Consider the following 23,424-nt stretch of genomic DNA (forward strand, 5'->3'; position numbering starts at 1 on the left):
GCTTCTGTTCGGTTGATGCGGTGCGGTACGCGATCGCCCGGCGTCAGGCGGACTTGCGGCTGTCGCGCGGATGCACGGCAATGTTCATGGCACCGGAGCGGAGAACGGCCAGCCTCTCGGCCAGCACCTCCTCGAGCTCCTCGCGGGTACGCCGCTCCATGAGCATGTCCCAGTGCGTACGCGCGGGCTTGCCCTTCTTCTCCTCAGGCCCGTCGCCGTCCACCAGGAGTGCCTGGGCGCCACACGCCTTGCACTCCCACTCCGGCGGAATCTCCGCCTCTACCGAGAACGGCATCTCGAATCGATGTCCGTTCTGGCATGCGTACTCCACCGCCTGGCGCGGGGCCAGATCGATGCCGCGGTCCGTCTCGTAGCTGGTAACCACGAGGCGCGTACCGCGGAGAGCTCGCTCACTCATGAATCGTGCCTCCCGGGCTTGTCGCCCACAGGACAGGTGTCGCTGTCGTCGTCATCCGGTCAACGTCCGGTCGGCGGTAAAGATTCCCGTTCCGGGTCATGCGTCGCCCGTCGTGCCGCTGCATTTGCAAGTTTGGAGTACCCACCAGTGCCCGGTTTGTCACATCTGGCAAGAGATGTCACCCGGCGTTTCTACTTCTTTAGCGCGCAGTAACGGTCCGCCTGGCTGTCCAAAGGCGTACACTACCGGCCTTTCACTTCGAGGTCTAAATCCGGTCCGGTACGGCATTGCCCGCCGCCTCGGCAGCACGCCGCACCGGGACCCGGGCGAGCAGGACGAATCCCAGCCCGAAGAAGATCACCAGAGAGATGATCGCGTCCCGGTAGCTGCCCGTGACCTGGTACGTCAGTCCGAACACCAGAGGCCCGAGCCAGCTCATCCCGCGGTCGCTCATCTCGTACGCGGAGAAGTACTCGGCCTCCTTGCCGCGCGGCACCAGGTGCGAGAACAGCGAACGCGACAGCGCCTGGCTGCCGCCCAGCACCAGGCCGATCGCCGAGGCCAGCACGAAGAACCACACCGGCGCCCCGGCCGGCAGGAAGTATCCCGCCACCAGCGTCAGCGTCCAGGCCGCGAGCGAGCCGAGGATCACCCGCTTCGCGCCGTACGTGCGGGCCAGCCGGCCCATCCCGAGGGCGCCGCCCACCGCCAGCACCTGCACCAGCAGGACGGCCACGATGAGGGTGGACTGCTCCAGGCCCAGCTCCTCGGACCCGTACACCGAGGCCTGGGAGATCACCGTCTGCACCCCGTCGTTGTAGACGAGATAGGCGAGCAGGAACGACAGCGTCAGCGGATGCCGGCGCATGTCCTTCAGCGTCTCGATCAGCTGCCGCCAGCCCTGGCCGACCGGGACCGGACCGCCCTCGCGCGCCACCGCCCGGTCGCGCAGCCGCCGCAGCGGGATCAGCGTGAAGGCACCCCACCAGACGCCGGCCGATGCCAGGCAGATCCGTACGGCCGTGCCCTCCGAGATGCCGAAGGCGTCGTGGCCCTGGAACAGGACCAGGTTGAGCACGAGCACCAGGGCGCCCGAGGTGTAGCCGAACGCCCAGCCGCGGGAGGAGACCGCGTCCCGCTCGTCGGGACCGGCGATCTGCGGGAGATACGCGTTGTACAGCACCATCGAGACGGCCAGCGACGCGTTGGCCACGACCAGCAGGAAGCCGCCCAGCAGATAACGGTGGCCGTCCAGGAAGAACATCCCGGCCGTCGCGGCGGCGCCCACGTAGGCGGCCGCCGCGAGCAGCGGCTTCTTGCGGCCCGTGCGGTCCGCCCGCGCACCCACGAGAGGCATCACCAGCACCGCGACGATCACCGAGAGCGACACCGAGTACGCGAAGAACGACCCGGCCCGCACCGGGATGCCCAGCGGGTGGACGAAGCCGTCCGCGTCGGCGGCGGCCTTGGCCACCTCCGTCAGATACGGCCCGAGGAAGACGGTGAGCACGCTCGTCGAGTAGACGGAAACCGCGAAGTCGTAGACGTACCAGCCGTGCTGCTCACGTCTGCGCCCGGCGGCCTCCGCCGTCGCGTCGGCCCCATCCGCGGTCTCCGCACTCACCCGCCCGCCCCCTCCTTCGTCCCCGGCCCGCACCGATGACGGCGGCGCGGTTCAGGTCCAGGCCCCCCGCTCGGTCAGTACCGCGCGCAGGACGTCGATCCGGTCGGTCATGATGCCATCCACGCCCAGGTCCAGGAGCGCTGTCATCCGATCCGCCTCGTTGACCGTCCAGACGTGTACCTGGAGCCCGCGGGCGTGCGCGGCCTCGACGAACCGGCGGTCCACCACGCGGATGCCGGACTGGAACTCGGGCACCTGCGCGGCCACGGCGCCGCTGCGCAGCGCGGCGGGGATCGCGTACGACCGCAGCCGCAGGCCCAGCACGCCCCGGACGCCGTAGGAGGTGGCGAGCCGCGGGCCGGCGATGCGATGGGCCCTGGCCACCCGGCTCTCGGAGAACGAACCGACGCACACCCGGTCCCAGGCCCCGGTCCGGCGGATCAGGTCGAGCAGGGGCAGGAGGGCCGGCTCGGCCTTGATGTCGACGTTCCAGCGGGCCTCGGGGAAGGCTTCGAGCAGCTCCTCGAACAGCGGCAGCGGCTCGCGGCCGGCCACCCGCGCCCGCGACACCTCGCTCCAGGGCAGCGCCGCTATCCGGCCCCGCGCGTCGGTCACCCGGTCCAGCGTCGCGTCGTGGAAGGCCACCAGCTTTCCGTCGGAGGTGGCGTGGACGTCGGTCTCGAAATAGCGGTAGCCCGCCCGGTCGGCACGTCCGAAGGCAGCCGCGGTGTTCTCGAGGCCGTCCGCCGCCCCTCCCCGGTGCGCGAAGGGGATGGTGCCCGGGTGGTCCAGGTAGGGATGGCGTACGTGGGTCACCTGGGCAGTATCGCGCGTCCGGGTTGCCGTCCGGCGACCACGGGACTGACGGGGTCCGCCTCCGGAATGGCGAACAGGCGCAGGAAGATCTGCGCGAGAGGTCCGATGGCCAGCGCGTAGAGGACCGTGCCCACGCCGACCGTGCCGCCGAGGACGAAGCCGGTGGCCACCACGGCCACCTCGATACCGGTGCGCACCAGACGGATCGACCGGCCGGTCTTCCGGTGCAGGCCGGTCATCAGGCCGTCGCGCGGGCCGGGGCCGAAGCGGGCGGAGATGTAGAGGCCGGTGGCCACGCCGTTGAGAACGATGGCGACCGCCATCAGCGGGATGCCCACCGCGAGAGACCCCGCCGCCGGAACCACCGCGAGGGTCCCGTCCATCGCGATCCCGATCACGAACACGTTCGAGACCGTGCCGAGCCCCGGACGCTGCCGGATCGGGATCCACAGCAGCAGCACCACCGCGCCCACGATGATCGAGACCACGCCGATGGTCAGCCCGGTGCGCTCGGCCAGGCCCTGGTGCAGCACGCCCCACGGTTCCAGGCCGAGCCCGGCGCGTACGAGGAGCGCGGAGCTCACGCCGTACAGCGCCAGACCGAGGTAGAGATACAGCAGTCGACGGGTCAAGGTGTGCCCCCTGGTGGTGGTAGTGGCCCGGCTCATGACACTCTGTGGCTTGGAAAGAGAAGCCATCCATGGCCAATTCGGGGAAGGTGGACTGGAATCATGGCTCAGTGGACTTCGGCGGTGGGCGCGGCGCAACTCGCCCGGCTGCTCACCTCCCAGCAGGCCCGCCCGGCCGTGCCGGGCGCCCGCCGCCTGCCCGCCTACCGTTCCCTCGCCGACGGCATCCGGCTGCTCGTCCTGGAGGGCCGGGTCCCGGTCGCCGCGCGGCTGCCCGCCGAACGCGAACTGGCCGTGGCACTGGCCGTCAGCCGCACCACCGTGGCCGCCGCCTACGAGGCCCTGCGCGCCGAGGGCTTTCTGGAGTCCCGCAGGGGCGCGGGCAGCTGGACCGCGGTCCCGGCCGGTAACCCGCTGCCGGCTCGTGGCCTGGAACCGCTGCCGCCCGAGTCGCTCGGCTCGGTGATCGACCTCGGCTGCGCCGCGCTGCCCGCGCCGGAGCCGTGGCTGACCCGTGCCGTACAGGGGGCGCTGGAGGAGCTGCCGCCGTACGCGCACACCCACGGTGACTACCCGGCCGGGCTGCCGGCGCTGCGCCGGACGATCGCCGACCGCTACACCGCCCGCGGCATCCCGACCATGCCCGAACAGATCATGGTCACCACCGGCGCGATGGGCGCCATCGACGCCATCTGCCACCTCTTCGCGGGCCGTGGCGAACGCATCGCCGTCGAGTCCCCGTCGTACGCCAACATCCTCCAGCTGATGCGGGCGGCCGGGGCCCGGCTGGTGCCCGTCGCGATGGCCGACGGGCTGGCCGGCTGGGACCTGCCCGTCTGGCGTCAGGTACTGCGCGACGCCGCACCCCGGCTCGCCTATGTCGTGGCCGACTTCCACAACCCCACCGGCGCTCTCGCCGACGAGGACCAGCGCAGGCAGCTGGTCGAGGCCGCGCGCTCGGCGGGCACGGTCCTGGTCGTCGACGAGACCATGTCCGAGCTGCACCTCGATCCCGCCATGGAGATGCCGCGCCCGGTCTGCGCGTTCGACCCGGCGGGCAGCACGGTGCTCACGGTCGGCTCGGCGAGCAAGGCCTTCTGGGCAGGCATGCGGATCGGCTGGGTACGGGCGGCCCCCGATGTGATCCGCAGCCTGGTGTCGGCCCGCGCCTACGCCGACCTCGGCACCCCGGTCCTCGAACAGCTCGCGGTCAACTGGCTCATGCACACCGGCGGCTGGGAGGCGGCCACCGAGATCCGGCGCACCCAGGCGCGGGAGAACTGCGAAGCCCTGGTCGCGGCGGTCCGCAAGGAGCTGCCCACGTGGGAGTTCGACGTGCCGCGCGGCGGGCTGACGCTGTGGGTGCGCACCGGCGGGCTCTCCGGCTCCCGTATCGCGGAGGCCGGCGAACGCGTCGGGGTGCGGGTGCCGTCCGGTCCGCGGTTCGGCGTCGACGGCGCATTCGAGGGGTACGTACGACTGCCGTTCACCGTCGGCGGACCGCTCGCCGAGGAGGCGGCGGCCCGGCTGGCGGCGGCGGCGAGGCTGGTGGAAACGGGCGCGACGACGGGCACGGAGGCCCCCCGGACGTTCGTGGCGTAGTTCCAGGGCCTGTCCGGGTGGCAGGCCCTCAGCTCTCCGCCGGTACCGGGGACGGCTTCCGGAGGGCGGGGTCGGCCTCGTCGTCGTCCTCGACGGTCTGGATCCCGGACGCGGTGCCGTCCTCAGCGCCGGTCACGTCGTCCACCGCGTCGTCCACCGCGTCGCCCGTCTCGTCGTCCGGCGGAATCTGGTGATCCGGGAGCAGGCCGAGCACCGCCCGGCGGTGCGGCTCGCTCGTCGCGTCGTCGTACGGATCGGGGGTGGCCGGCACCTGGAGGCGGTGTACGGGGCCGGTGCCCAGTCGGGCGTAACCGCGGCCGGGCGGGACGTCCCGGGTCGGGGTGGTGTGCGGCGGGACGCCGAGGACCGACGCGACCTCGTCGGCCGTGGCCGGGCCGAGCACGACCCGGGCGCGCGTGTGGGAGAGCACGGTGTCGCCGATCATCTCCATGCTCTCGAACTGGTCGGCCACCACGACCGTGACATTGGCCGTCCGGCCGTGCCGCAGCGGAACCTGGAGCAGCTCCTGCGGCTCGGCCCGCCCGTCCGCCGCCGCCAGGTGGCCCAGCACGCTGGGACGGTCGAGCAGGATCCACAGCGGCCGCCGGGTGTCCTCGGGGTCGGGCAGGCCCGCCTGCCGGGCCCGGTTCGCGGCGATCAGCCGGCGCTCGGTCTCGTGCGCCGCCCATTCGAGGGTGGCCAGCGTCCCGGTCAGCCCGCATTCGACGGACAGCACGCCGGAGCGCCCGGTCAGGCACGCGTACTCGCCCGTGCCGCCGCCGTCCACGACGAGGATGTCGCCGTGCTGCAGCGCCTGCAGGGCGATCGAGCGGATGAAAGTGGTGGTGCCGGCGCCCGGCCGGCCGACGGCCAGCAGGTGCGGCTCGGTGGAGCGTGCCCCGGTGCGCCAGACCACCGGCGGTACGTCCCGGGTCCCGTCGCCCTCGGTGACGGGCACGGTCCGCGGCACGCCGCCCGGATCGGTGAAGCCGAGGACGGTCTCGCCGGGAGCGGTCACGAAACGCTGAGCGGCGATGCCCGTCGGCAGCGCCGCCAGCACGCTCAGCTCCAGCTCGTTGCTCTCCTCGTCCCATGTGAAGAGGTACTCGCGGCCGCGCCCGGACTTCGCGTGCAGCACCTGCTCGATCCGGGCCCGGGACGCGGCCTCACCGTCGGTGAAGTACGCCGGGTACCGGATGCGCAGCCGGGTGAGCCGGCCGGCCTCGTCGAACGAGTGCTCGGCGAAGGCCTTGTCCCACGCGCCGCCATGAGTGAACAGCGGAGCAGGGTCCTCGGGCACGGAGAAGTAGGGGACCAGGGCCTCGTAGACGGCCTGGAGCCGTTCCCTCTCCGCCTTGTCGGGCCCGGTCTTCACGGGGGTGCGGTCGCGTCCGTGCCAGGCGGCCGCCGCCATCGCCGCGATGAGGGCGACCAGCGGTCCGTACGGAATGATCGCGACCACCGCGACGCAGGCCGCGCCCAGGAGCAGCGCGGGACCACGCCCCTCCTTGGGTGTCGCGGCCCATCTGCGCCGTCCGGCGGATGCCAGCCGGCGCAGACCGCGACTGATCGTGATGAGCGGATGAAGGACGTCCGTGGCGCCGTCGGCGGCCGTGCGCGCGAACTCGCGGCTGCGAGCGAGTGAGGCGCTGCCGCTGCGGAGAATGCGGGGGAGTGGTCGCCTGGCCACGTAGGTCTCCTGGAGTTGTGTGGAGCGGGCGGTCAGAGCTTGATCCCGCCCAGCAGGTGCGCGAGGCTCGCGCCGCCGGCCGAGATGCTCGGCGCGATCGCCGTACCGGCGAGATAGAAGCCGAAGAGTGCGCAGACGAGCGCGTGGGAGGCCTTGAGTCCGTCCTTGCGGAAGAACAGGAAGCAGATGATTCCGAGCAGCACCACGCCTGAGATGGACAGGATCATGAGGTTCTCCTGGGTGAGGGGACAGTCACCTTGAGTTGTTCCAGGCTCACAGGAAGTATCTATGTGACAAAAGGTCTAATCGGGTGAATTTCCGCCCTTTTCACTTGACCGGGTGTACTCGGCTGGCCAAACCCGCTCGACGTGATCTTTGCCTCGGCCGGGCCGGACCATGTCGGGAGGAGGGCAGTACGCTGTCGATTCACCCGTACGGCCCGGATGCCGTACGCGTCGAGTTCTCCCCAGGTCACAGCATGGAAGGCGGTACGTCCCGATGAGCGAAGTCCCGGACCCCGAGGTGGTCGAGCTGGCGACCAGGATCTTCGATCTCGCGCGCCAGGGCGACGCCGAGGCGCTCTCGGCCTACGTGGACGCCGGAATTCCGGTGAACCTCACCAACGACCGCGGGGACTCCCTGGTCATGCTCGCCGCCTATCACGGCCACGCGCCCGCCGTGACGGCCCTGCTGGCCCGCGGCGCCGACGCGGACCGGGCCAACGACCGGGGACAGACACCGCTGGCCGGAGCCGTCTTCAAGGGCGAGGAAGAGGTCGTCCGGGCCCTGCTGGCCGGCGGCGCCGACCCGCAGGCGGGCACGCCGTCCGCGGTCGACACGGCCCGCATGTTCGCCAAGACCGACCTGCTGGAACTCTTCGGGGAACGGTGACGGCCCGGCGGGAGCGGCCTGCCGTAAATGTGGTCGCGGTGGCGAAATGACTGGGTCATCATGACGTCGGATTCACGAACACGGGGTACGGGCAGAAGACGCCGGACCGAAGTGATCGCGAAGGGGTCCGTTTCCGGGCCACCGACGAAAGGCAGAGGAAGATGGTCTACACCAGGCAGAAGACGGCGGGCGGCCCGACATGTTGTTACGCGGCCAGGTAATGCGTCAATCCCCGGTTGCGTCGACAGCTTGATGTGAGGCATTTTCCCATGTTCGAACCAGTCATAGCGCCGAGCGGCACGCTGCTCGGCCTCCTGCAGAGGGGCCGCGGCGACGGAACACTGCACGCCCTCGCCGCGCCGCGGACCGATGCTCTCGCGGCTCTGAACACCTGCGTACTCAGCGACCCCCGCCAGGACTGGCAGGTCGAGAACCGCTCCCTCTACTACGCCCGGCTCTACCTCGATCTCGACGGTGGACTCGGGGAGATCGAGCAGCACCTCTTCCACGTCGACGACCTCGTCGACACCGACGAGAACCGCACCGGCCTCGCGCTCGCCGTCCTCGGGCACCTCGCCTCGTACGGCCGCGACGACGCGCTGGCGCTGCTGCGCCGCTACGCCGCGACCGGCGCCAACTGGGCCTGGGCGCTGGACGAGCTGGCGCTGCGCGACGACGACGCCGGGCTGCGCTCACTGGCCCGGCCCGTGCTCTCCCGCTTCCCCACGACCCCCGAGGGCGAGGCCGAACTGGCCGCGGCCGTCCGTGACGCCTTCGAGCCCAGGCCCTGGCGGCTGTGGGCCGAGGACCCCCGGGAGGAGGCGCTCGCCGCCCGGGTCCGCGCCGCGCGGGAACAGGGCTCCTTCGACCGCTGGCAGCGGCAGCTCAACACCACCGGCCCCCGGCCCGGCTGGAGCGTCCAGGCCGTACTGGACTGGGCCCAGGAAGGCCTCGAACGACAGCCCGCGCACCACCTGCACGTACCGGGAGCGCGCTGCCTGACCGCCGTCGCCGGCCCCGAGGACCGCGCGCGGATCCTCGACGCCGCCCGCCGCGGTCCCGACGGCGCGCGCGCCACCGCCCTGCGCTACCTCGCCGAACAGCAGGACCCCGAGGCCCTCGACCTGATCGGGGCGGCCGCCGTCGCCGCCTCGGACCATGTCGTCCGGGCCGCCGTCAGCGCGTTCGGCCGTATGCACAGCCCCGCCGCGGTGGAACGGGCCCGCGCCTGGGCCAACCGACCCGACCTGCTCGGCGCCGAGGCGGCCGCGCTGCTCGCCCAACGCGGCACGGGCCAGGACGCCGGGCTCGTGCTCGGCGCGCTGCGCCGGACCGTACGCGCCGACGGCCCGGATGCCCCCGCCCTGTGGAGCCTCGTCGACGGGGCGGGCCGGCTCTCCATCGGCTGCGCCGCCCCCGTACTGCGCCACGTCTACCGGGAGACCGCCTCCTCGCACCTGCGGGGCCGGACGGCCCGCGCGCTGGCCGCCACCGACCCCACCTTCGGCGCGGGCTTCGCCGTCGAATGCCTGTGGGACTGCGAGGAGACCACCAGAGAGGTGGCCGCACGGCACGCCGAGACCGGCGACGCCCGGGTGGTCGAGCAGCTCAGGCGGCTCGCCTCGGACCCGGCGGAAGAGGCCGAGGTACAGACCGCGGTACGGATGCGGATAGGCCCGGACGCCACCGCCACCTGAGCCGGCGCGGCCGCCCGCCCGCGGGGAGCGCGCCGGCGTGACGGAAACGCTCATGGGACGTTCCCCGCCAGGAAAGATCCTCGTTGGCACAGGAACTCCCCGTACGACGACAACACGGGTATGCGTGTCGTCATCGTCACCGAGTCCTTCCCGCCCGACGTCAACGGCGTGGCCCACTGCGCCCTCCAGACCGCCCGGCACCTCGCCCGGCGCGGTCATGACCCGCTCGTCATAGCCCCGGCCGCCGCAGCCGGGGCGCCCGCCGGGGGCACGGAGCCGTGCCCGGTGGTGCGGGTGCCGTCCCTGCCCCTGCCCGGCTATCCGCAAGTGCGCGTCGCCCTGCCCAGCCGGCGGGTGGCCGCCGCGCTCACCGCCCACCGGGCCGAGATCGTCCACCTCGCCGGGCCGTTCGTGCTCGGCGTGCGCGGCATGGCGGCCGCCGCCCGGCTCGGCGTCCCGGCCGTCGCCGTCTACCAGACCGACCTGGCCGGCTACGCCCGTACGTACATGGGCGCGGGCGAGTCCACCGCCTGGCGCCGCCTGCGGGCCGTGCACACCGCCGCCGACCGCACCCTCGCGCCGTCCGCGGCAGCCGTCCGGGACCTCGAACAGCACGGGGTGCCACGGGTACGGCTGTGGCAGCGCGGCGTCGACACCCTCCGCTTCCGGCCCGGCCTGCGGGACGAGGCGCTGCGCCGCGAACTGGCGCCCGGCGGCGAACTGCTCGTCGGGTACGTCGGGCGGCTGGCCCCCGAGAAGCAGGTCGAACTCCTCGCCGGCGTCTGCGGACTGGACGGCGTACGGGTGGTGGTGGTCGGCGACGGGCCGAGCGCACCCGGACTGCGCTCCGCACTGCCCGGCGCCCACTTCCTCGGCCGCCGGACCGGCGACGAACTCGCCCGGATCTTCGCCTCGCTGGACGTGTTCGCGCACACCGGACCGTACGAGACGTTCTGCCAGACCGTGCAGGAGGCGATGGCCAGCGGAGTGCCGGTGGTCGCGCCCGCCGCGGGCGGGCCGCTCGACCTCGTCGGCCACGGCCGGACCGGACTCCTGGTCCCGCCGCGCGACGCCGGCGCCGTCACCGCGGCGGTACGGACCCTGGCCGCCGATCCCGGGCTGCGCGCCGCGTACGGGCGGGCCGGCCGGGCCGCCGTCGAGGGCCGCACCTGGGAGGCCATCGGCGACCAACTGCTCGGCCACTACGCCGACGTGCTCGGCGAGCGTGCGGCGGTGGCGGCATGAGCGCGCCCCAGACGGCGGCCGCGCCGTCCGCCACGGCCGCGCACTCGCCGCACTCGCCGCTGCGGATCGTACGGCTGGCGAACTTCGTCACCCCCGCCTCGGGCGGACTGCGCACCGCCCTGCGGGAGTTGGGCGCCGGCTACCAGGCGGCGGGGCACGAGCCCGTACTGATCGTCCCCGGTGACCGGGAGGACGACCGGCAGACCGCCCAGGGCCGGGTCATCACCCTGCCCGGCCCGGTGCTGCCCGGCACCGGCGGCTACCGCGTGCTGGCCGACCGGCGGCGGGTGGCGCGGCTGCTCGACGGGCTGGCACCCGACCGGCTGGAGGTGTCCGACCGTACGACCCTGCGCTGGACCGGCGAGTGGGCGCGGCGGGCCCGGGTCCCCGCCGCGATGGTCTCCCACGAGACCGCGGACGGTGTGCTGCGGTCCTGGGGACTGCCGGAGCGGGCCGCGCGCAGAGCGGCCGACGGACTCAACTCCCGTACCTCGAAGGCCTACTCGACGGTGGTGTGCACCACCGAGTGGGCGGAACGCGAGTTCGCCCGGATCGGCGCGCGCAATGTCGTGCGCGCTCCTCTCGGCGTCGACCTGGAACGCTGCCATCCCGAACGGCACAGCCCGCTGCTGCGCGGCCGGCACGCCCGCCCGGACCAGGTGCTGCTTCTGCTGGCCTCCCGGCTCTCGGTGGAGAAGCGGCCCGGCACCGCACTGGACGCCGTGGCGGCACTGCGCCGGCGGGGCGTCCGGGCCGTCCTGGTGGTGGCCGGGGACGGCCCGCTGCGCGGCCGGCTCGAACAGCGGGCGCGGGCGCAGCGGCTCCCCGTCTCCTTCCTCGGCCATGTGACCGGGCGGGACGGACTCGCGGCCCTGCAGGCCTCCGCCGACGTGTGCCTGGCCCCCGGCCCGGTGGAGACGTTCGGGCTGTCGGCCCTGGAGGCGATGGCCTGCGGTACGCCGGTGGTGGCCAGCGCGTCGTCCGCGCTGCCCGAGATCCTGGGGACGGCCGGACGGGCCGCCGCGGACGGCGGCGAACCGTTCGCCGACGCCGTACAGGCCCTCCTCGACCGGCCCGAGGCGCTGCGCCGCCGGGCGGCGCGGGCCCGGGCGGAGCGGTACGGGTGGGGCGCCGCGGTGGAGGCGTTCCTCGCCGCCCACGACGCGCCGGTACGCGAACACGCCGTCCGCGCACGGGAGGTGGCGGCATGACGGCCCGCGCACGGAGAGTGCGGTTCGCCGCGCTCGGGGACTCGCTCACCGAGGGCGTGGGCGATCCGGTCGGCGGCGGCTGGCGCGGCTGGGCGGCGCTGCTCGCCGACGGGCTGGTAGCGGAGGAGGCCGACGGTGAGGCCGCCGGGGGAGCCGTCCGGGACGGCAGGGTCGAGTTCCGCAATTTCGCGGTCAGCGGGGCGCAGACCCGTGACGTCGTGGAGCGGCAACTGCCCGCAGCCCTGGCGTTCCGTCCCGACCTCGCCTCCGTGGTGGTCGGGGTGAACGACACCCTGCGGTGCACCTTCGACATCCACCAGGTGGCAGGCCGCCTCGACACCGTGTGTGCCGCACTCACCGAAACCGGCGCCCTGCTCCTGACGGCCTGTCTGCCCGACCCGGGCGGCATGCTGGGCCTGCCCGGCGCACTCGCCCGCCCGCTGGCCCGGCGGCAGCGCGCGGTCAACGCCGTCGTCCACGCGCTCTCCCAGCGGTACGGCGCGATCCATCTGCACGCCGCCGAGGGCGACTGGGTGACCGACCGGACCATGTGGAGCGCCGACCGGCTGCACCCCGGCGAGCGCGGGCACCGGATGCTCGCCGCCCACTTCCATGCCCTGCTGGCCGCCGCCGGGCACGCGTCGGGGCCCGCGCCCGGCCGTGAACCGGAGCAGCCCGCCCCGACCCGGTCGGCAAGCATGCTGTGGCTGGCCACGGCCGGCACCGGCTGGGTGGCGCGCCGCTGCACCGACCTGCTGCCGCAGCTGCTGCGCCTCGCGGCGGAGGAGGTGCAGCACCGGGCCCGCGGCACCAGCACCCGGCTGGACCTCGGCGCCTCGCACGCGGTGGCGGCGGCCCTGTCGGCACTCCCGGCGCGCGCGGCGGCCGAGGCGGGAGCGGCCTGATCAGCCGTGCCGTACCAGCTGGAAGATGACCGGAGTGCCGGGTACCGCCTGCGCGGCGGCGCAGAGCCGCGCTTCGGGCACCACACCGATCACCGGGTAACCGCCGGTGACCGGGTGATCGGCCAGGAACACCACGGGCAGGCCGTCCGGCGGCACCTGGACGGCCCCCAGCACCATGCCCTCGCTGGGGAGTTCACCGCTCCTCGCGCGGGCCAGCGCCGGGCCCTCGGTGCGCAGCCCGATGCGGTTGCTCGCCGAGGAGACCCGGTACACGGCACGCGCCAGACCGGCCACGGCCTCGGCGGTGAACCAGTCGTCGCGCGGCCCCAGGCGCAGCGGCAGCACCAGTTCCGCCGGAGGCGCCGGTACGGGGATCGCGTCGGCGCCGGCGGAAGGCCCCCGCGGTACGCCGAGGGGGAGCGTGCACCCCGTGCTGAGCGGCTCCGGGCCGAGCCCGGACAGCAGGTCGGTCGACCGGCTGCCCAGCACCGGCGGTACGTCGACGCCGCCACCGAAGGCGACATAGCTGCGCACCCCCCGGACGGCCCGGCCCACCTCCAGCACGGCCCCGGCGGGCACCCGTACGGCCGCGCCCCACGCCGCAGGGCGGCCGTCGACGCGTACCGGACACGGAGCGCCGGTGACGGCCGCCATCACGGCGGCGGTGGCCCGCACGGCGGTGCCGTCGACCGTGGTCTCCAGGGTCGCCGCGTCCGGCGCGTTCCCGGCCAGCCGGTTCGCCAGGCGGTGGGCGTACGGATCGAGGGCACCGGAGAGCGGTACGCCCAGATGCGCGTACCCGGGACGGCCCAGGTCCTGCACCGTGGTCAGCGCACCGGGCCGGACGACCTCCAGGCTCATCGGCCGTCCTCCGCCGTTGTCGGGGTGAGTTCGGTGAAGCGGACCCGGGTGCCGGGGGAGAGCAGCGCGGCGGGCTCCCGGGACGCATCCCACAGCACCACGTCCGTCGAGCCGATCAGCTGCCAGCCGCCGGGCGAGGAGCGCGGATAGACGCCCGCGTACTCGCCCGCCAGGGCCAGCGAACCGGCCGGGACGGCCGTGCGCGGCGTGGCCCGGCGGGGCACGTGGAAGCGTTCGGGCAGCCCGGTCAGATAACCGAAGCCGGGGGCGAAGCCGCAGAAGGCGACCCGGAAGGAGATGCCGCCGACGAGACGCGGGATCTCGGCCACCGGTACGCCCCAGAGCGCGGCGACCTCCGCCAGGTCCGGGCCGTCGTACCGGACCGGGACCGTGACCTCGGGGCCCGCCGAGGCGGCGAGCGGGGGCACCTGCCAGCCGGTGACCTGTGCGGCGAGGGCGCGCGGATCGGCCAGCCCGTCCAGCAGTACGGTCCGGGCGGCCGGGACGATCTCCCGTAGCGCCGGGAGCTCTTCGGCGGCCCGGCGGCGCAGCAGCTCGGCGTGCAGGGCCGCGGCATCCTCGGCCGTGCCGGCCTCGATCAGCAGCGCGTGCTCGCCCACCGGCAGGGCCCGCATCCCGCCGCTCGTGCCGCCCGTGCCGCTTGTGCCGCTCGTGCTCACGCCGCTCATACGAAGGGGGCCAACGCGACCCCGGCGCCGAGGAGTTCACGGCGGACCCGCAGGGCCAGCCCGGCCGCGCCCGGGGTGTCTCCGTGCAGGCAGAGCGACCGGGCCCGCACCGCGAGCGGCTCACCGGTGATGGCGGTCACCGTGCGGTCGCGCGCCATGGACAGCGCCTGGGCGACCACCGCCTCCGGATCGCGCAGCACCGCCCCGGGCTCGCCGCGGGGCACCAGCGTGCCCTGCGCGGTGTACGCCCGGTCGGCGAACGCCTCGGTGACCGCGGTGAGCCCGGCCCGCTCAGCCGCGGCCAGCAGACGCGAGCCGGGCAGCCCCAGCACCGGCAGCTCACCGCCGGCCAGCCGCACTCCCTCGACCACCGCGTGGGCCTGGGCCTCGTCGTACACCGTGCGGTTGTAGAGCGCGCCGTGCGGCTTGACGTACCCGACCCGGGACCCGGCGGCCCGGGCGAAGACCTCCAACGCGCCGATCTGGTAGGCCACTTCGGCCGCGAGCTCGTCCGGCGGCACGTCCATCGCGCGCCGCCCGAAGCCCGCCAGGTCCCGGTACGACACCTGGGCGCCGATCCGTACCCCGGCGCGGGCGGCGGTCTCGCACACGCGGCGCATGGTGGACGGGTCTCCGGCGTGGAAGCCGCAGGCGACGTTGGCGCTGGTCACGACGGACAGCAGGGCGTCGTCGTCGGTGAGCGTCCAGCGGCCGAAGCCTTCGCCGAGGTCGGCGTTGAGATCGATCGTCGGTGCCATGCGGTGAGCGTATGACAGGGGTGGGCAGGGGGAGAGGCGGCCCGGCCCTCAACCGGCCTCAACGGGCGGTGACGGCACCGTGGCAGGGAGATAGCGGGGTTCAAGCGGCCGTACCGGCCCATCCGTGCCGTTTGGGTCGTTGTCAGTGCGACCGCCTAATCTTGCCGTCGTGACCTTTCCTGCCCCGGCGAAGACCGTTCCCTCACCGGCGCCGGGCCCGGCTGCCGACGAAGGCCTGGCCCGGCGGCTCCGCGCGCTCGCGTGCACCGCACCCCTGCACGACCTGGACGTGCGCAAGGCGAACCTGGCCGGTGAGTACTCGGTGTACGCGATGGCGGAGGTCGCACTCGCCGCGATCGACCTGGTCACGCTCAACATGGACTTCGACACGGGCGCAGACCACGAACAGATAGTGGCCCGGCTGCTGCCGCGCGTCGCCGCCCAGGCCCCGCGCCGCCCGGCCGCGGAGCACGAGCGGGTCGCCCGGTGGGTCCTGGAGAACCTGATCAACGTCGGCAGCGTCGACCGGGGCTTCCGGGCGGTGTACGGCACGTTCGGGGCGGACGGCGCGTATGTGCGGCGTGACTACGACTTCAAGCTGATCGAGGAGGTGCCCGGGTACGGCGGCGGTGTGTATCTGCGCACCACCGACGAAGCGGTCAACGTCCTCGTCGGCGCCCTGGACACCGACGTCACCAGCGCGCAGATCGCCGCCGAGGTGAAGCTGGAGGTGCTGATCAGCCGCGGCAGGCTGGCCGACGCGCAGCTCGCCGCCGAGCAGGCCCGCTACCGCACCGTGCAGTACGCGGAGACGCTCCGCAGGACGCTCGACGCGACCCGGCGCAACGTCCGGGCCGTCGACTGGCTGAACACCGTGCCCGACATGATCGCCGAGGCGCTGGACCATGTCGCCGACCGCTACCGCCACGAGAACGCGATCCTCACCAACATCCGCAAGGCGCGGGACGAGGCCGAGACCGGAGCCGACCCGAAGACGGCGGAGCACAAGCGGCGTGCCGCCGAGCTCGTCGACATCGTCAAGGACTGCATCCGCCGCCATACGCAGTTGCAGTCGCGGCTGCTTGAGGCGGGTCCGCTGTTCCGCGCCGAACAGGACCGGCAGGCCTTCGCGGCGCCCGCCGCGCGCGCGGGACTCGATCTGTACGGACAGCTCGTCGCCCCGCTGCTGACACTGCCCGTGGAGCGGGCGAGCCGCGTCACGGACGCGTTCTTCGCCCACGGCACCGGGCTGCGCACGCCCGTCGCCGTCCGGGTTGGTGACCTGGTCGACATACTGCTCACGCCGCCGGTGGAGCGGGAGCATCTCGGCGCGGAGATGCCCGAGCCCGACCTGATCGCCACCCCCGACGACAGCCGGTTCAGCGAGGAGCAACTCGCGCGCGCGATGGAACTGCTCGACCTCCCGCACGACGCGCCGCGCAGGCTCTCGGGACTCCTGGCGGAGGCCCGCCGCCGCGACCCCGGTCTGCCGTACCTGGTGGCGCTGTTGGCGGTGCACGCGGCGAGCCCGCCGGTGGGCACGGCGTACCGGCAGGGCGAGGAGCGGCTGCTGTTCGCCGTGGACGACGGCACCGAACTGGACGACCCGGAGTTCGGCGGAGCCGACCTCATCGTGGGCACGGCCCTGCTGGACGCGGCCGGAATGGCAGCGGCCCGCACGGAGGCGGCATGACCACGGCCGACGACTCCTCCACCCCGCCCCCTGCGTCGGCTGACGCTCCACCAACCCCGGCGCGCCGGGAGCCCCCCACGCCCCCGGCCGGGGGCGGCCAACTGCGCTCGTCGCTGCGGGCGGCCCGGGGTGCGCCCGTTGGATCTCCATCCAGCCCCCGGCCTGGGGCGGCCGGCTGGGTGGTGCTGCGGTGGTGTGGGGTGTGGCCACGGGGCCTTCAATCAAGCCCCCGGGCCCCGGGCGCCCGGCTGGGGTGGTGCTGCGGGTGGTGTGGGGTGTGGCCGCGGGTTCTTCAATCAAGCCCCCGGCCCGGGGCGGCCAGCTGGGCTCGTCGGTGCCGGCGGTCCGGGGTGTGCCCTGTGCCCCTTGGGTCTCGTCCAGGCCCTGGGCCTGGAGAGGCTGGCTGGGCTGGTGCTGCGGGGCGGGTCCGCGGGGTCTTCGCTCAAGCCCCGGCCCGGGGCGGCCGGCTGGGCTCGTGCCGGGGGCGGCGCGGGGTGTGGGCCGGGGTGCCCAAGCCCCCGGCCTGGCCGGGGTGGGCTTCGCTTCGGCGTCGGCGGTGCGGAGCGGCCGCCGGTGGGGGCCCGGGGGCTTGCCCCCGGTTCGGGAAGGGGCGGGGTGGGGAACAAGCCCGCCGCAGGCGCTCCAGGCCCGCACCCCACACCCGCTTCCGTACATCCGCGATCCCGCAACAAGGAGCACCCGCAGTGACTGACGACCACGCAAGCCACCCCGCGTGGAGCGAGCACGAGCCGGCCGCGACGGGCACAACCGCCGCACCCGGCGGCGCCGTCACCCCCGCCGACGCCGCCGACGCGGCCCGGCTCGTCGCCTTCGGGCTGCAGCCCAAACTGCTCCCCGCACGCGACGCCGAGTACGCCGAGCTGCTCCGCCGCTACCGCGAGGACCCTCCGTTCGCACGGCTCGCCGACGCCGTCGCCACCGGCCTCGGACTCGTCGTCCTCGAGGTCTCGCCCCGCGCCGGGATGGCCGTCGCCGCCGACGAGGACTCCGTCTTCGCCGTACGCATGGGCGACTACGCACGCCGTACCACCGCCGACTCCGCCGACCGCTTTCTGCACGGCCTGGCCCACCTCGCCGTCGCCGCCCTCGCCTTCCCCCGCCCGGAGGACCTCGCCGACGACGGGTACATCGGCCGGATCACCGTCAACGGCGTGGACGCGTTCGTACGCCAGGCCTGCCGCCGCATCGAGGAGCGCGCCGAGGAGCAGGGAGAGAACACCGACCCCACCTCGGACGCGCCCGGACTCGAAGCCGCCTGGCGGGTCTACGCGCGACGCAGCGCCACCGGCGCGACCAAGGACGCCCGCCGGCTGGCCGGATCGACCACCGGCATCGTCGGAAAGGCCGTCGCCTTCCTCACCGACTCCGGCTTCCTGCAGCGCACCGGCGACGACGCCGGAGGCGCGTACCGCACCACCGCCCGCTACCAGTTGCAGGTCCGCGACATGGCCGGCAGTGCCGCGATGGCCGAACTGCTGGAACTGGGCGTGGTGCCCGTCACCGACGGCACGCCGACCCTCCTGCCGCCCCCCGATGCCGACGGCCTGGAACTGGCCGCCGACGCCGGCCTGCCCTTCCACGCCTGATCAGTGCCCGGTCCCGTCCCGCATCCGCACGTCTGAAGACAACGAGAGTCCGCCGCCATGTACGAGCTGTCCCGGATCCGCCTCTACTCCATCGGGCCCGCCGGTGCGCGCTACGCCGACACCGTGCTCGACCTGCGCGGAGTCGGCGAGCCGGTGCCTCACCCCGCCCCCACCCAGGCGGAGTTCTTCGAGGAGGAGCCGGCCGGCCCGCCGTGCCGGCCCGCCCCGGCGGGCGTGCTCTTCCTGGAGAACGGCGGCGGCAAGTCCGTACTGCTCAAGCTGATCTTCTCGGTGATGCTGCCGGGACACCGCAACACGCTGGGCGGCGCCAGCTCGGGCGTGCTGCGCAAGTTCCTCCTGGCGGACGACTGCGGGCACGTCGCGCTGGAGTGGCAGCACACCCTCACCGGCGAATGCGTCGTCGTCGGCAAGGTCAGCGAGTGGCGGGGGCGGCAGGTCTCCAACGACCCGCGGAAGTTCGCCGAGGCGTGGTACTCCTTCCGGCCCGGACCGGGGCTGAGCCTGGACTCGCTGCCCGTGGCGGAGTCCACGGCCGTGCGCCCGGTGGCGGAGGGCGCGTCGGGCGCGCAGGGGCGGCGCCGCACCATGAAGGGCTTCCGGGACGCGGTCACCGAGGCGGGCAAGGTGTACCCGCACCTCGACGTGTACTGGGAGGAGATCCACGACCGCTGGAACGAGCACCTCGGCGACCTCGGCCTGGACCCCGAACTCTTCCGCTACCAGCGGGAGATGAACGCCGACGAGGGCGAGGCGGCCGGTCTCTTCGCCGTCAAGAAGGACTCCGACTTCACCGACCTCCTGCTGCGCGCGGTCACCGACACCCGCGACACGGACGGTCTCGCCGACTTGGTCCACGGCTTCGGCAACAAGCTGGGCCGCCGCTCGGAGCTGACCGCGGAGCGGGAGTTCACCGCCGGCTCGGTGGACCTGCTGGGCCGGATCGTCGAGGCCGGGGACGCGCGGGGGCGCGCCCGTGACGTACACGCCGGGGCCGAGCGGCGGACCCGTACGCTCGCCCGGCGGCTCTCCGCGCGGGCCGCGGAGGAGCGTGGCCGCGCGGCGGATCTCGCGCAGCAGGTCACCGCCGCCGCGCACACCGTGACCGAGGCCGAGAACGGCCGCCGCCGCAGCTCGCTGATCGCCGCCGAACTCGCCTATCGGCACGCGTCGCTGGCTCTCACCGTCGCCGAGAAGGCCGCCGCCGCGCAGCGCCGGGAGCTGGTCGAGGCGCGCACGCTGTACTCCGCCTGGCAGGCCGCCGAAGCGGTTCTGCGCCACCGGGCGGCGGCCGACCGCTCGGCGCGCGTCGCCGTGGCCATCCGCGAGGCGGAACGGGACGCGGCCCCGGCGCTGGCCGCCCGGGCCACGGCGGCGGGGGAGCTCGTACGGGCCCTGCACACCGCCGCGGAGGACGGCGAGCGCGTCGCCAACGAGGAGGAGGAGCGTTCCGCCGGACTCCAGGAGGCGGGCGAGGCGGCCCACCGCGACGCGACAGCGGCCGCGACCGCGGCCCAGCGCGCCCGCAGCGACGCCGAGCACCTGCGCCAGCGGCTGACCGAGGTCGAGCAGGAGACGGCAGAAGCGGTACGGGCCGGGTGGCTGGACGATTCGGCGCCGGACGCCGACCCGGCGCGCGCGGCGCTCGCTGCGAGCGACGCGGAGAAGACGGCGGTCGCGGCCTGGGACGCGGCCCGCGACGCCGCGCGGGAGACGGCCGACCGGGCGAGGGAGGCGGCCGCGGCGGAGGCGCGCGCCGAACTCGCGGCGGCGCGCGCGTCGGACGCGGCGGAGGCCGCCGACGCGGCGTACGAGGCGGAGCGCCGGGCGGCGGAGTCGATCGCCCGGGACGACCGCCTGGCGGAGCTACTGAGCCTGCCGAGTCCTGCGCCGGCCCCCGGTGTCCCGCAACCGCGCCGGGGTGGCGCGGGGGCCCTCGGCGGAGGACCGTCGCACGCGCCGACGGCCCCGGACGGCCGAGGTATGGCAGCCGCCGCGCCCGGCCAGGACGACGCCCACACGCCGGGCCCCGGACGCGGGACCGATGGCCCTGGCGCCCCCGATCCGGCGGCACTCGGCAGCGCGGCCGAGGACCGTGACGGTCCCGGCTCGGCGGACGGCGATGCGGCGGCACATGACCGCATCGCGGTGACCGGTGGTTCGGTCCAGGTGCCTGGTGCCGGCTCAGCCGGTGGGTACCCGGTCCCCCACGGACCGCTCACCGCAGAAGAGTTGGACCGCGGCGCCGACGACCTGCGGCGGCTGCTCGACGACGGGGTCGCCTCCGCCGAGCGGCAGCTGTTCGAGCTGCGCACCGCCGCCGCCGACGACGCCCGCATCCTTGGTGCGCTCGGTGACGGGGGACTGCTGCCGCCCGGGCCCGACGTGCTCGCCACCGTCGAGTTCCTCGGCGAGCACGGCATCCCCGCCCTTCCCGGCTGGCGCTATCTCGCGCAGTCCGTCGACCCCGTCGACCACGCCGCCGTCCTCGCGGCCCGGCCCGAGCTCGTCGACGGTGTCGTCATCACCGACCCCGCCACGCACACCCGCGCCCGCGAAGTCCTCACCGGCGCGGCCCTGTTGCCCCGCTCGGCCGTCGCGGTCGGCACCGCGGCCGCGCTGCTCGCGCCCGTACCCGCCCCCGGCGCGGCGGCGGCAGGCGACGTGTTCCTTGTACCGCCGAACCCGGCCATGCACGACGAGCACGCAGCCGACGAGGAGCGGCGGGCGCTCCGGTTCCGGGCGACCGCCCGCGACACGGAGATCCGTGAGCTGGCCGGCCGGCTGGCCGGTGACCGCGCGCTGTCCGCCCGCCTCGGCTCCTGGCGCACCGGCTGCCCCCCGGGCCGGCTCGCCGAACTGGCGGATGCCGCGCGCGCCGCGCGGACGGCCGCCGAGGACGCCGCGGCCGAACTGACCGAGGCGCGTACGGTCCGCGCCGAGGCCGACGAGGCCGCCGCCGACACCGCCCGCGTCCGAGACGAACGGCAGGACGCCGCACAGCGCGCCCGCCGTGTCGCCGACGCCCTCGCGGGCCTCGCCTTCCGGCTGCGCGAGCGCGCCGGTTGGCAGAGCAGGCTGCGCGAACTGGCCGACGAGGCCGCCGAGTCGGAAGCCCGCGCGGCCGTGTGCCTGGACCGGGCAAGGGCCGCGGACGAGGACCGCCGCGCCGCCCAGCGCGCCGCCGACGACGCCCGCCGCACCGCCCGCGCGCTGCGCGCCGAGCGCGCCGAGATCGCGGGCGCACCGGACTATCAGCCAGACAGCCGGCACGAGTCGGGCGGCGACGCCCCCCGTGCCGCCCTGCCCGACCTCCGCGAGGCCTACCGCGCCGCGTCCCAGCTGTACGAGAAGGTCGGCGTCGGCGCCGACCTCCGCGCAGAACAGGCCCGCGCGGAGAGCGACGAGAGCGCCGCCCTCGCCGAGCTGGACCGGCTCACCAACAGGGTCCGCACGCGCGCCGCCCAGCTGCTGGAGGGCACGGACGGGGCGGACGGCCCCTCCCGCCAGGCCGCAGCGGCCCGCGCGGAATCCCACGTCCAGCTGCTGGAGTCACGCGCCTCCGCCGCCAGCGAGCAACTGGGCCGGCTGCGCGGCGAGGCCGAACGGCACGCCCCGCAGGACGGCGAGGCACACACCGAGCTGCCCGAGGAGCTGGTCCCGGCGGACGTGGAACAGGCGCAGTCGCTGCTGCGCACCGCCACCGCCGAACTGGCCGCCCGTACCGACGCGCTCGACGCCGCCCGGGCCGCTCATACCGAACTGCTGCACGCCCATCGCGCCGCCGAGGACGCGGCCGGCGGCTTCGACGAGACCGCCACGCTGCTGCGTGACCTGCTGCGGGAAGGCCAGCAGGATACGGACGAGGCCGGCCCCGACCCCTTCCCGGGCGCCCTGGCGGAGGCCCGGCAGTCGGCCGCCGAGGCCCGTCGGTCACTGCGCGGCTGCGCGGCCGATCTGTCCGCGGCCGAGGCGGCCGTACGCGAGGCAAGCGACACCCTCGTACGGCACGCCAACGCCACCCGCTACGAACAGGTCCGCACCCCCGCCCGCCAGCAGATCCGCGAACTCCCGGCGGCCGCCCTGCCGGAGCACGCCGCGAAGTGGGCGCAGGCCTTCGCGCCCAGGCTGCGCGTGCTCACCGACGAGCTGGCGCAGTTGGAGCGCAACCGCGACAGCATCGTCGACCGGCTGCGCGGACTGGTGGAGTCCGCGCTGGCGACGCTGCGTTCCGCGCAGCGGCTCTCCCAGCTCCCGGAGGGGCTCGGCGAGTGGTCGGGGCAGGAGTTCCTGCGCATCCGGTTCGAGGAGCCCGACCAGTCGACGCTGACCGAGCGGCTCGGCGAGGTGATCGACGAGGCGACCCGCGCCGCCGTCAAGAAGAACAGCACGGCGTCCTTCGGGGAGGGGCGCCGTGACGGCATGTCCCTGCTGCTGCGTGGTGTCCAGGCCGCACTGGAGCCCCGCGGCGTCTCCGTCGAGATCCTCAAGCCGGACGCCGTACTGCGCGCCGAGCGCGTCCCGGTCGGGCAGATGGGCGACGTGTTCTCCGGCGGTCAGCTGCTCACCGCGGCCATCGCGCTGTACTGCACCATGGCCGCGCTCCGCAGCAACGACCGGGGCCGCGCCAAGCACCGGCACGCCGGCACGCTCTTCCTCGACAACCCCATCGGCCGCGCCAACGCGACGTATCTGCTGGAGCTGCAGCGGGCCGTCTCGGACGCGCTGGGGGTCCAACTGCTCTACACGACCGGCCTCTTCGACACCACCGCACTCGCCGAGTTCCCCCTCGTCATCCGGCTGCGCAACGACGCCGACCTGCGGGCCGGGCTGAAGTACATCAGCGTCGAGGAGCACCTGCGGCCCGGCCTGCCGCAGCAGGACCCGGACGGCGAGACGGTGCACGGCGAGATCACCGCGACCCGGATGTTCAGGCGCCGTCAGATCCCGGGACAGAACACCTAGGGGCTGTCCGGCGGGTCAGGGCCGGACAGGCCACGACGTCTGGCACGGCACCTCGCCGCGTTGCCGAAATGCCCGAATAGCTCCGCTATTAGGGCACTCCGGCGC

The 23,424-nt window shown here is 74.5% G+C and carries 18 protein-coding genes; 9 read left to right on the top strand and 9 right to left on the bottom strand.

What is annotated here, in order from left to right:
• Nucleotides 1-43 precede the first annotated feature (43 nt).
• The 4 genes from ACWV17_RS29285 to yczE form a co-directional block, all read right to left on the bottom strand.
• Nucleotides 44-418, bottom strand: coding sequence for an RNA polymerase-binding protein RbpA (locus tag ACWV17_RS29285; protein WP_003959706.1), 375 nt, complete (start codon nucleotides 416-418; stop codon nucleotides 44-46).
• A 265-nt stretch (nucleotides 419-683) separates the two neighbouring features.
• Entirely contained in the window at nucleotides 684-2,042 is a 1,359-nt protein-coding gene (locus ACWV17_RS29290) for an MFS transporter (RefSeq protein WP_455362029.1), read from the bottom strand.
• A gap of 51 nt (nucleotides 2,043-2,093) precedes the next feature.
• Nucleotides 2,094-2,858, bottom strand: coding sequence for a glycerophosphodiester phosphodiesterase (locus tag ACWV17_RS29295; protein WP_455362030.1), 765 nt, complete (start codon nucleotides 2,856-2,858; stop codon nucleotides 2,094-2,096).
• Nucleotides 2,855-3,526, bottom strand: coding sequence for a membrane protein YczE (gene yczE, locus ACWV17_RS29300; protein WP_455362031.1), 672 nt, complete (start codon nucleotides 3,524-3,526; stop codon nucleotides 2,855-2,857). The genes ACWV17_RS29295 and yczE overlap by 4 nt, the downstream gene beginning before the upstream one ends.
• Nucleotides 3,527-3,589: 63 nt before the next feature.
• On the opposite strand from yczE, the gene ACWV17_RS29305 reads away from it, so the two are divergent.
• The gene (locus ACWV17_RS29305; protein ID WP_455355027.1) at nucleotides 3,590-5,089 is read left to right on the top strand and encodes an SCO1417 family MocR-like transcription factor; all 1,500 of its coding nucleotides are present in this window, start codon (nucleotides 3,590-3,592) and stop codon (nucleotides 5,087-5,089) included.
• Nucleotides 5,090-5,117: 28 nt separating this feature from the next.
• Here the strand turns inward: ACWV17_RS29305 and ACWV17_RS29310 are convergent, their stop codons facing one another.
• Both ACWV17_RS29310 and ACWV17_RS29315 read right to left on the bottom strand, forming a co-directional pair.
• The gene (locus ACWV17_RS29310) at nucleotides 5,118-6,779 is read right to left on the bottom strand and encodes a hypothetical protein (protein WP_455362032.1); all 1,662 of its coding nucleotides are present in this window, start codon (nucleotides 6,777-6,779) and stop codon (nucleotides 5,118-5,120) included.
• 32 nt (nucleotides 6,780-6,811) lie between these two features.
• The gene (locus ACWV17_RS29315) at nucleotides 6,812-7,006 is read right to left on the bottom strand and encodes a hypothetical protein (RefSeq protein ID WP_455355029.1); all 195 of its coding nucleotides are present in this window, start codon (nucleotides 7,004-7,006) and stop codon (nucleotides 6,812-6,814) included.
• Nucleotides 7,007-7,277: 271 nt separating this feature from the next.
• On the opposite strand from ACWV17_RS29315, the gene ACWV17_RS29320 reads away from it, so the two are divergent.
• The 5 genes from ACWV17_RS29320 (at nucleotide 7,278) to ACWV17_RS29340 (ending at nucleotide 12,728) form a co-directional block, all read left to right on the top strand.
• Complete coding sequence (locus ACWV17_RS29320) at nucleotides 7,278-7,670, top strand: ankyrin repeat domain-containing protein (protein WP_455355030.1); 393 nt, start codon at nucleotides 7,278-7,280, stop codon at nucleotides 7,668-7,670.
• A gap of 269 nt (nucleotides 7,671-7,939) precedes the next feature.
• Entirely contained in the window at nucleotides 7,940-9,367 is a 1,428-nt protein-coding gene (locus ACWV17_RS29325; protein WP_455362033.1) for a HEAT repeat domain-containing protein, read from the top strand.
• Between the two features lie 120 nt (nucleotides 9,368-9,487).
• On the top strand, nucleotides 9,488-10,612 hold the full coding sequence (locus ACWV17_RS29330; RefSeq protein ID WP_455355032.1) for a glycosyltransferase family 4 protein: 1,125 nt from the start codon (nucleotides 9,488-9,490) through the stop codon (nucleotides 10,610-10,612).
• Nucleotides 10,609-11,823: a glycosyltransferase gene (locus ACWV17_RS29335; RefSeq protein WP_455362034.1), complete on the top strand. Its 1,215-nt coding sequence runs from the start codon at nucleotides 10,609-10,611 to the stop codon at nucleotides 11,821-11,823. Before ACWV17_RS29330 ends, ACWV17_RS29335 begins: the two co-directional genes overlap by 4 nt.
• Entirely contained in the window at nucleotides 11,820-12,728 is a 909-nt protein-coding gene (locus tag ACWV17_RS29340) for an SGNH/GDSL hydrolase family protein (RefSeq protein WP_455362035.1), read from the top strand. Before ACWV17_RS29335 ends, ACWV17_RS29340 begins: the two co-directional genes overlap by 4 nt.
• On the opposite strand, the gene ACWV17_RS29345 is transcribed toward ACWV17_RS29340, so the two are convergent.
• From ACWV17_RS29345 to ACWV17_RS29355, 3 genes are read right to left on the bottom strand one after another with little or no spacing between them, the layout of a single operon-like run.
• Nucleotides 12,729-13,589, bottom strand: a complete 861-nt coding sequence (locus ACWV17_RS29345; protein WP_455362036.1) for a 5-oxoprolinase subunit C family protein — start codon at nucleotides 13,587-13,589, stop codon at nucleotides 12,729-12,731.
• Nucleotides 13,586-14,224, bottom strand: a complete 639-nt coding sequence (locus tag ACWV17_RS29350) for a 5-oxoprolinase subunit B family protein (protein ID WP_455362044.1) — start codon at nucleotides 14,222-14,224, stop codon at nucleotides 13,586-13,588. The genes ACWV17_RS29345 and ACWV17_RS29350 overlap by 4 nt, the downstream gene beginning before the upstream one ends.
• A gap of 50 nt (nucleotides 14,225-14,274) precedes the next feature.
• The gene (locus ACWV17_RS29355; protein WP_455362037.1) at nucleotides 14,275-15,036 is read right to left on the bottom strand and encodes a LamB/YcsF family protein; all 762 of its coding nucleotides are present in this window, start codon (nucleotides 15,034-15,036) and stop codon (nucleotides 14,275-14,277) included.
• 169 nt (nucleotides 15,037-15,205) lie between these two features.
• Here ACWV17_RS29355 and ACWV17_RS29360 point away from each other — a divergent pair, with 169 nt between their 5' ends.
• From ACWV17_RS29360 to ACWV17_RS29370, 3 genes are all read left to right on the top strand, one after another.
• The gene (locus tag ACWV17_RS29360) at nucleotides 15,206-16,729 is read left to right on the top strand and encodes a hypothetical protein (RefSeq protein WP_455362038.1); all 1,524 of its coding nucleotides are present in this window, start codon (nucleotides 15,206-15,208) and stop codon (nucleotides 16,727-16,729) included.
• Nucleotides 16,730-17,433: 704 nt separating this feature from the next.
• Nucleotides 17,434-18,336: a hypothetical protein gene (locus ACWV17_RS29365; protein ID WP_455362039.1), complete on the top strand. Its 903-nt coding sequence runs from the start codon at nucleotides 17,434-17,436 to the stop codon at nucleotides 18,334-18,336.
• Nucleotides 18,337-18,393: 57 nt separating this feature from the next.
• Nucleotides 18,394-23,319 (top strand): hypothetical protein, encoded by a 4,926-nt coding sequence (locus tag ACWV17_RS29370; RefSeq protein WP_455362040.1) that lies wholly within the window; start codon nucleotides 18,394-18,396, stop codon nucleotides 23,317-23,319.
• Nucleotides 23,320-23,424 lie beyond the last annotated feature (105 nt).

This window comes from Streptomyces mabaensis (assembly GCF_053763515.1).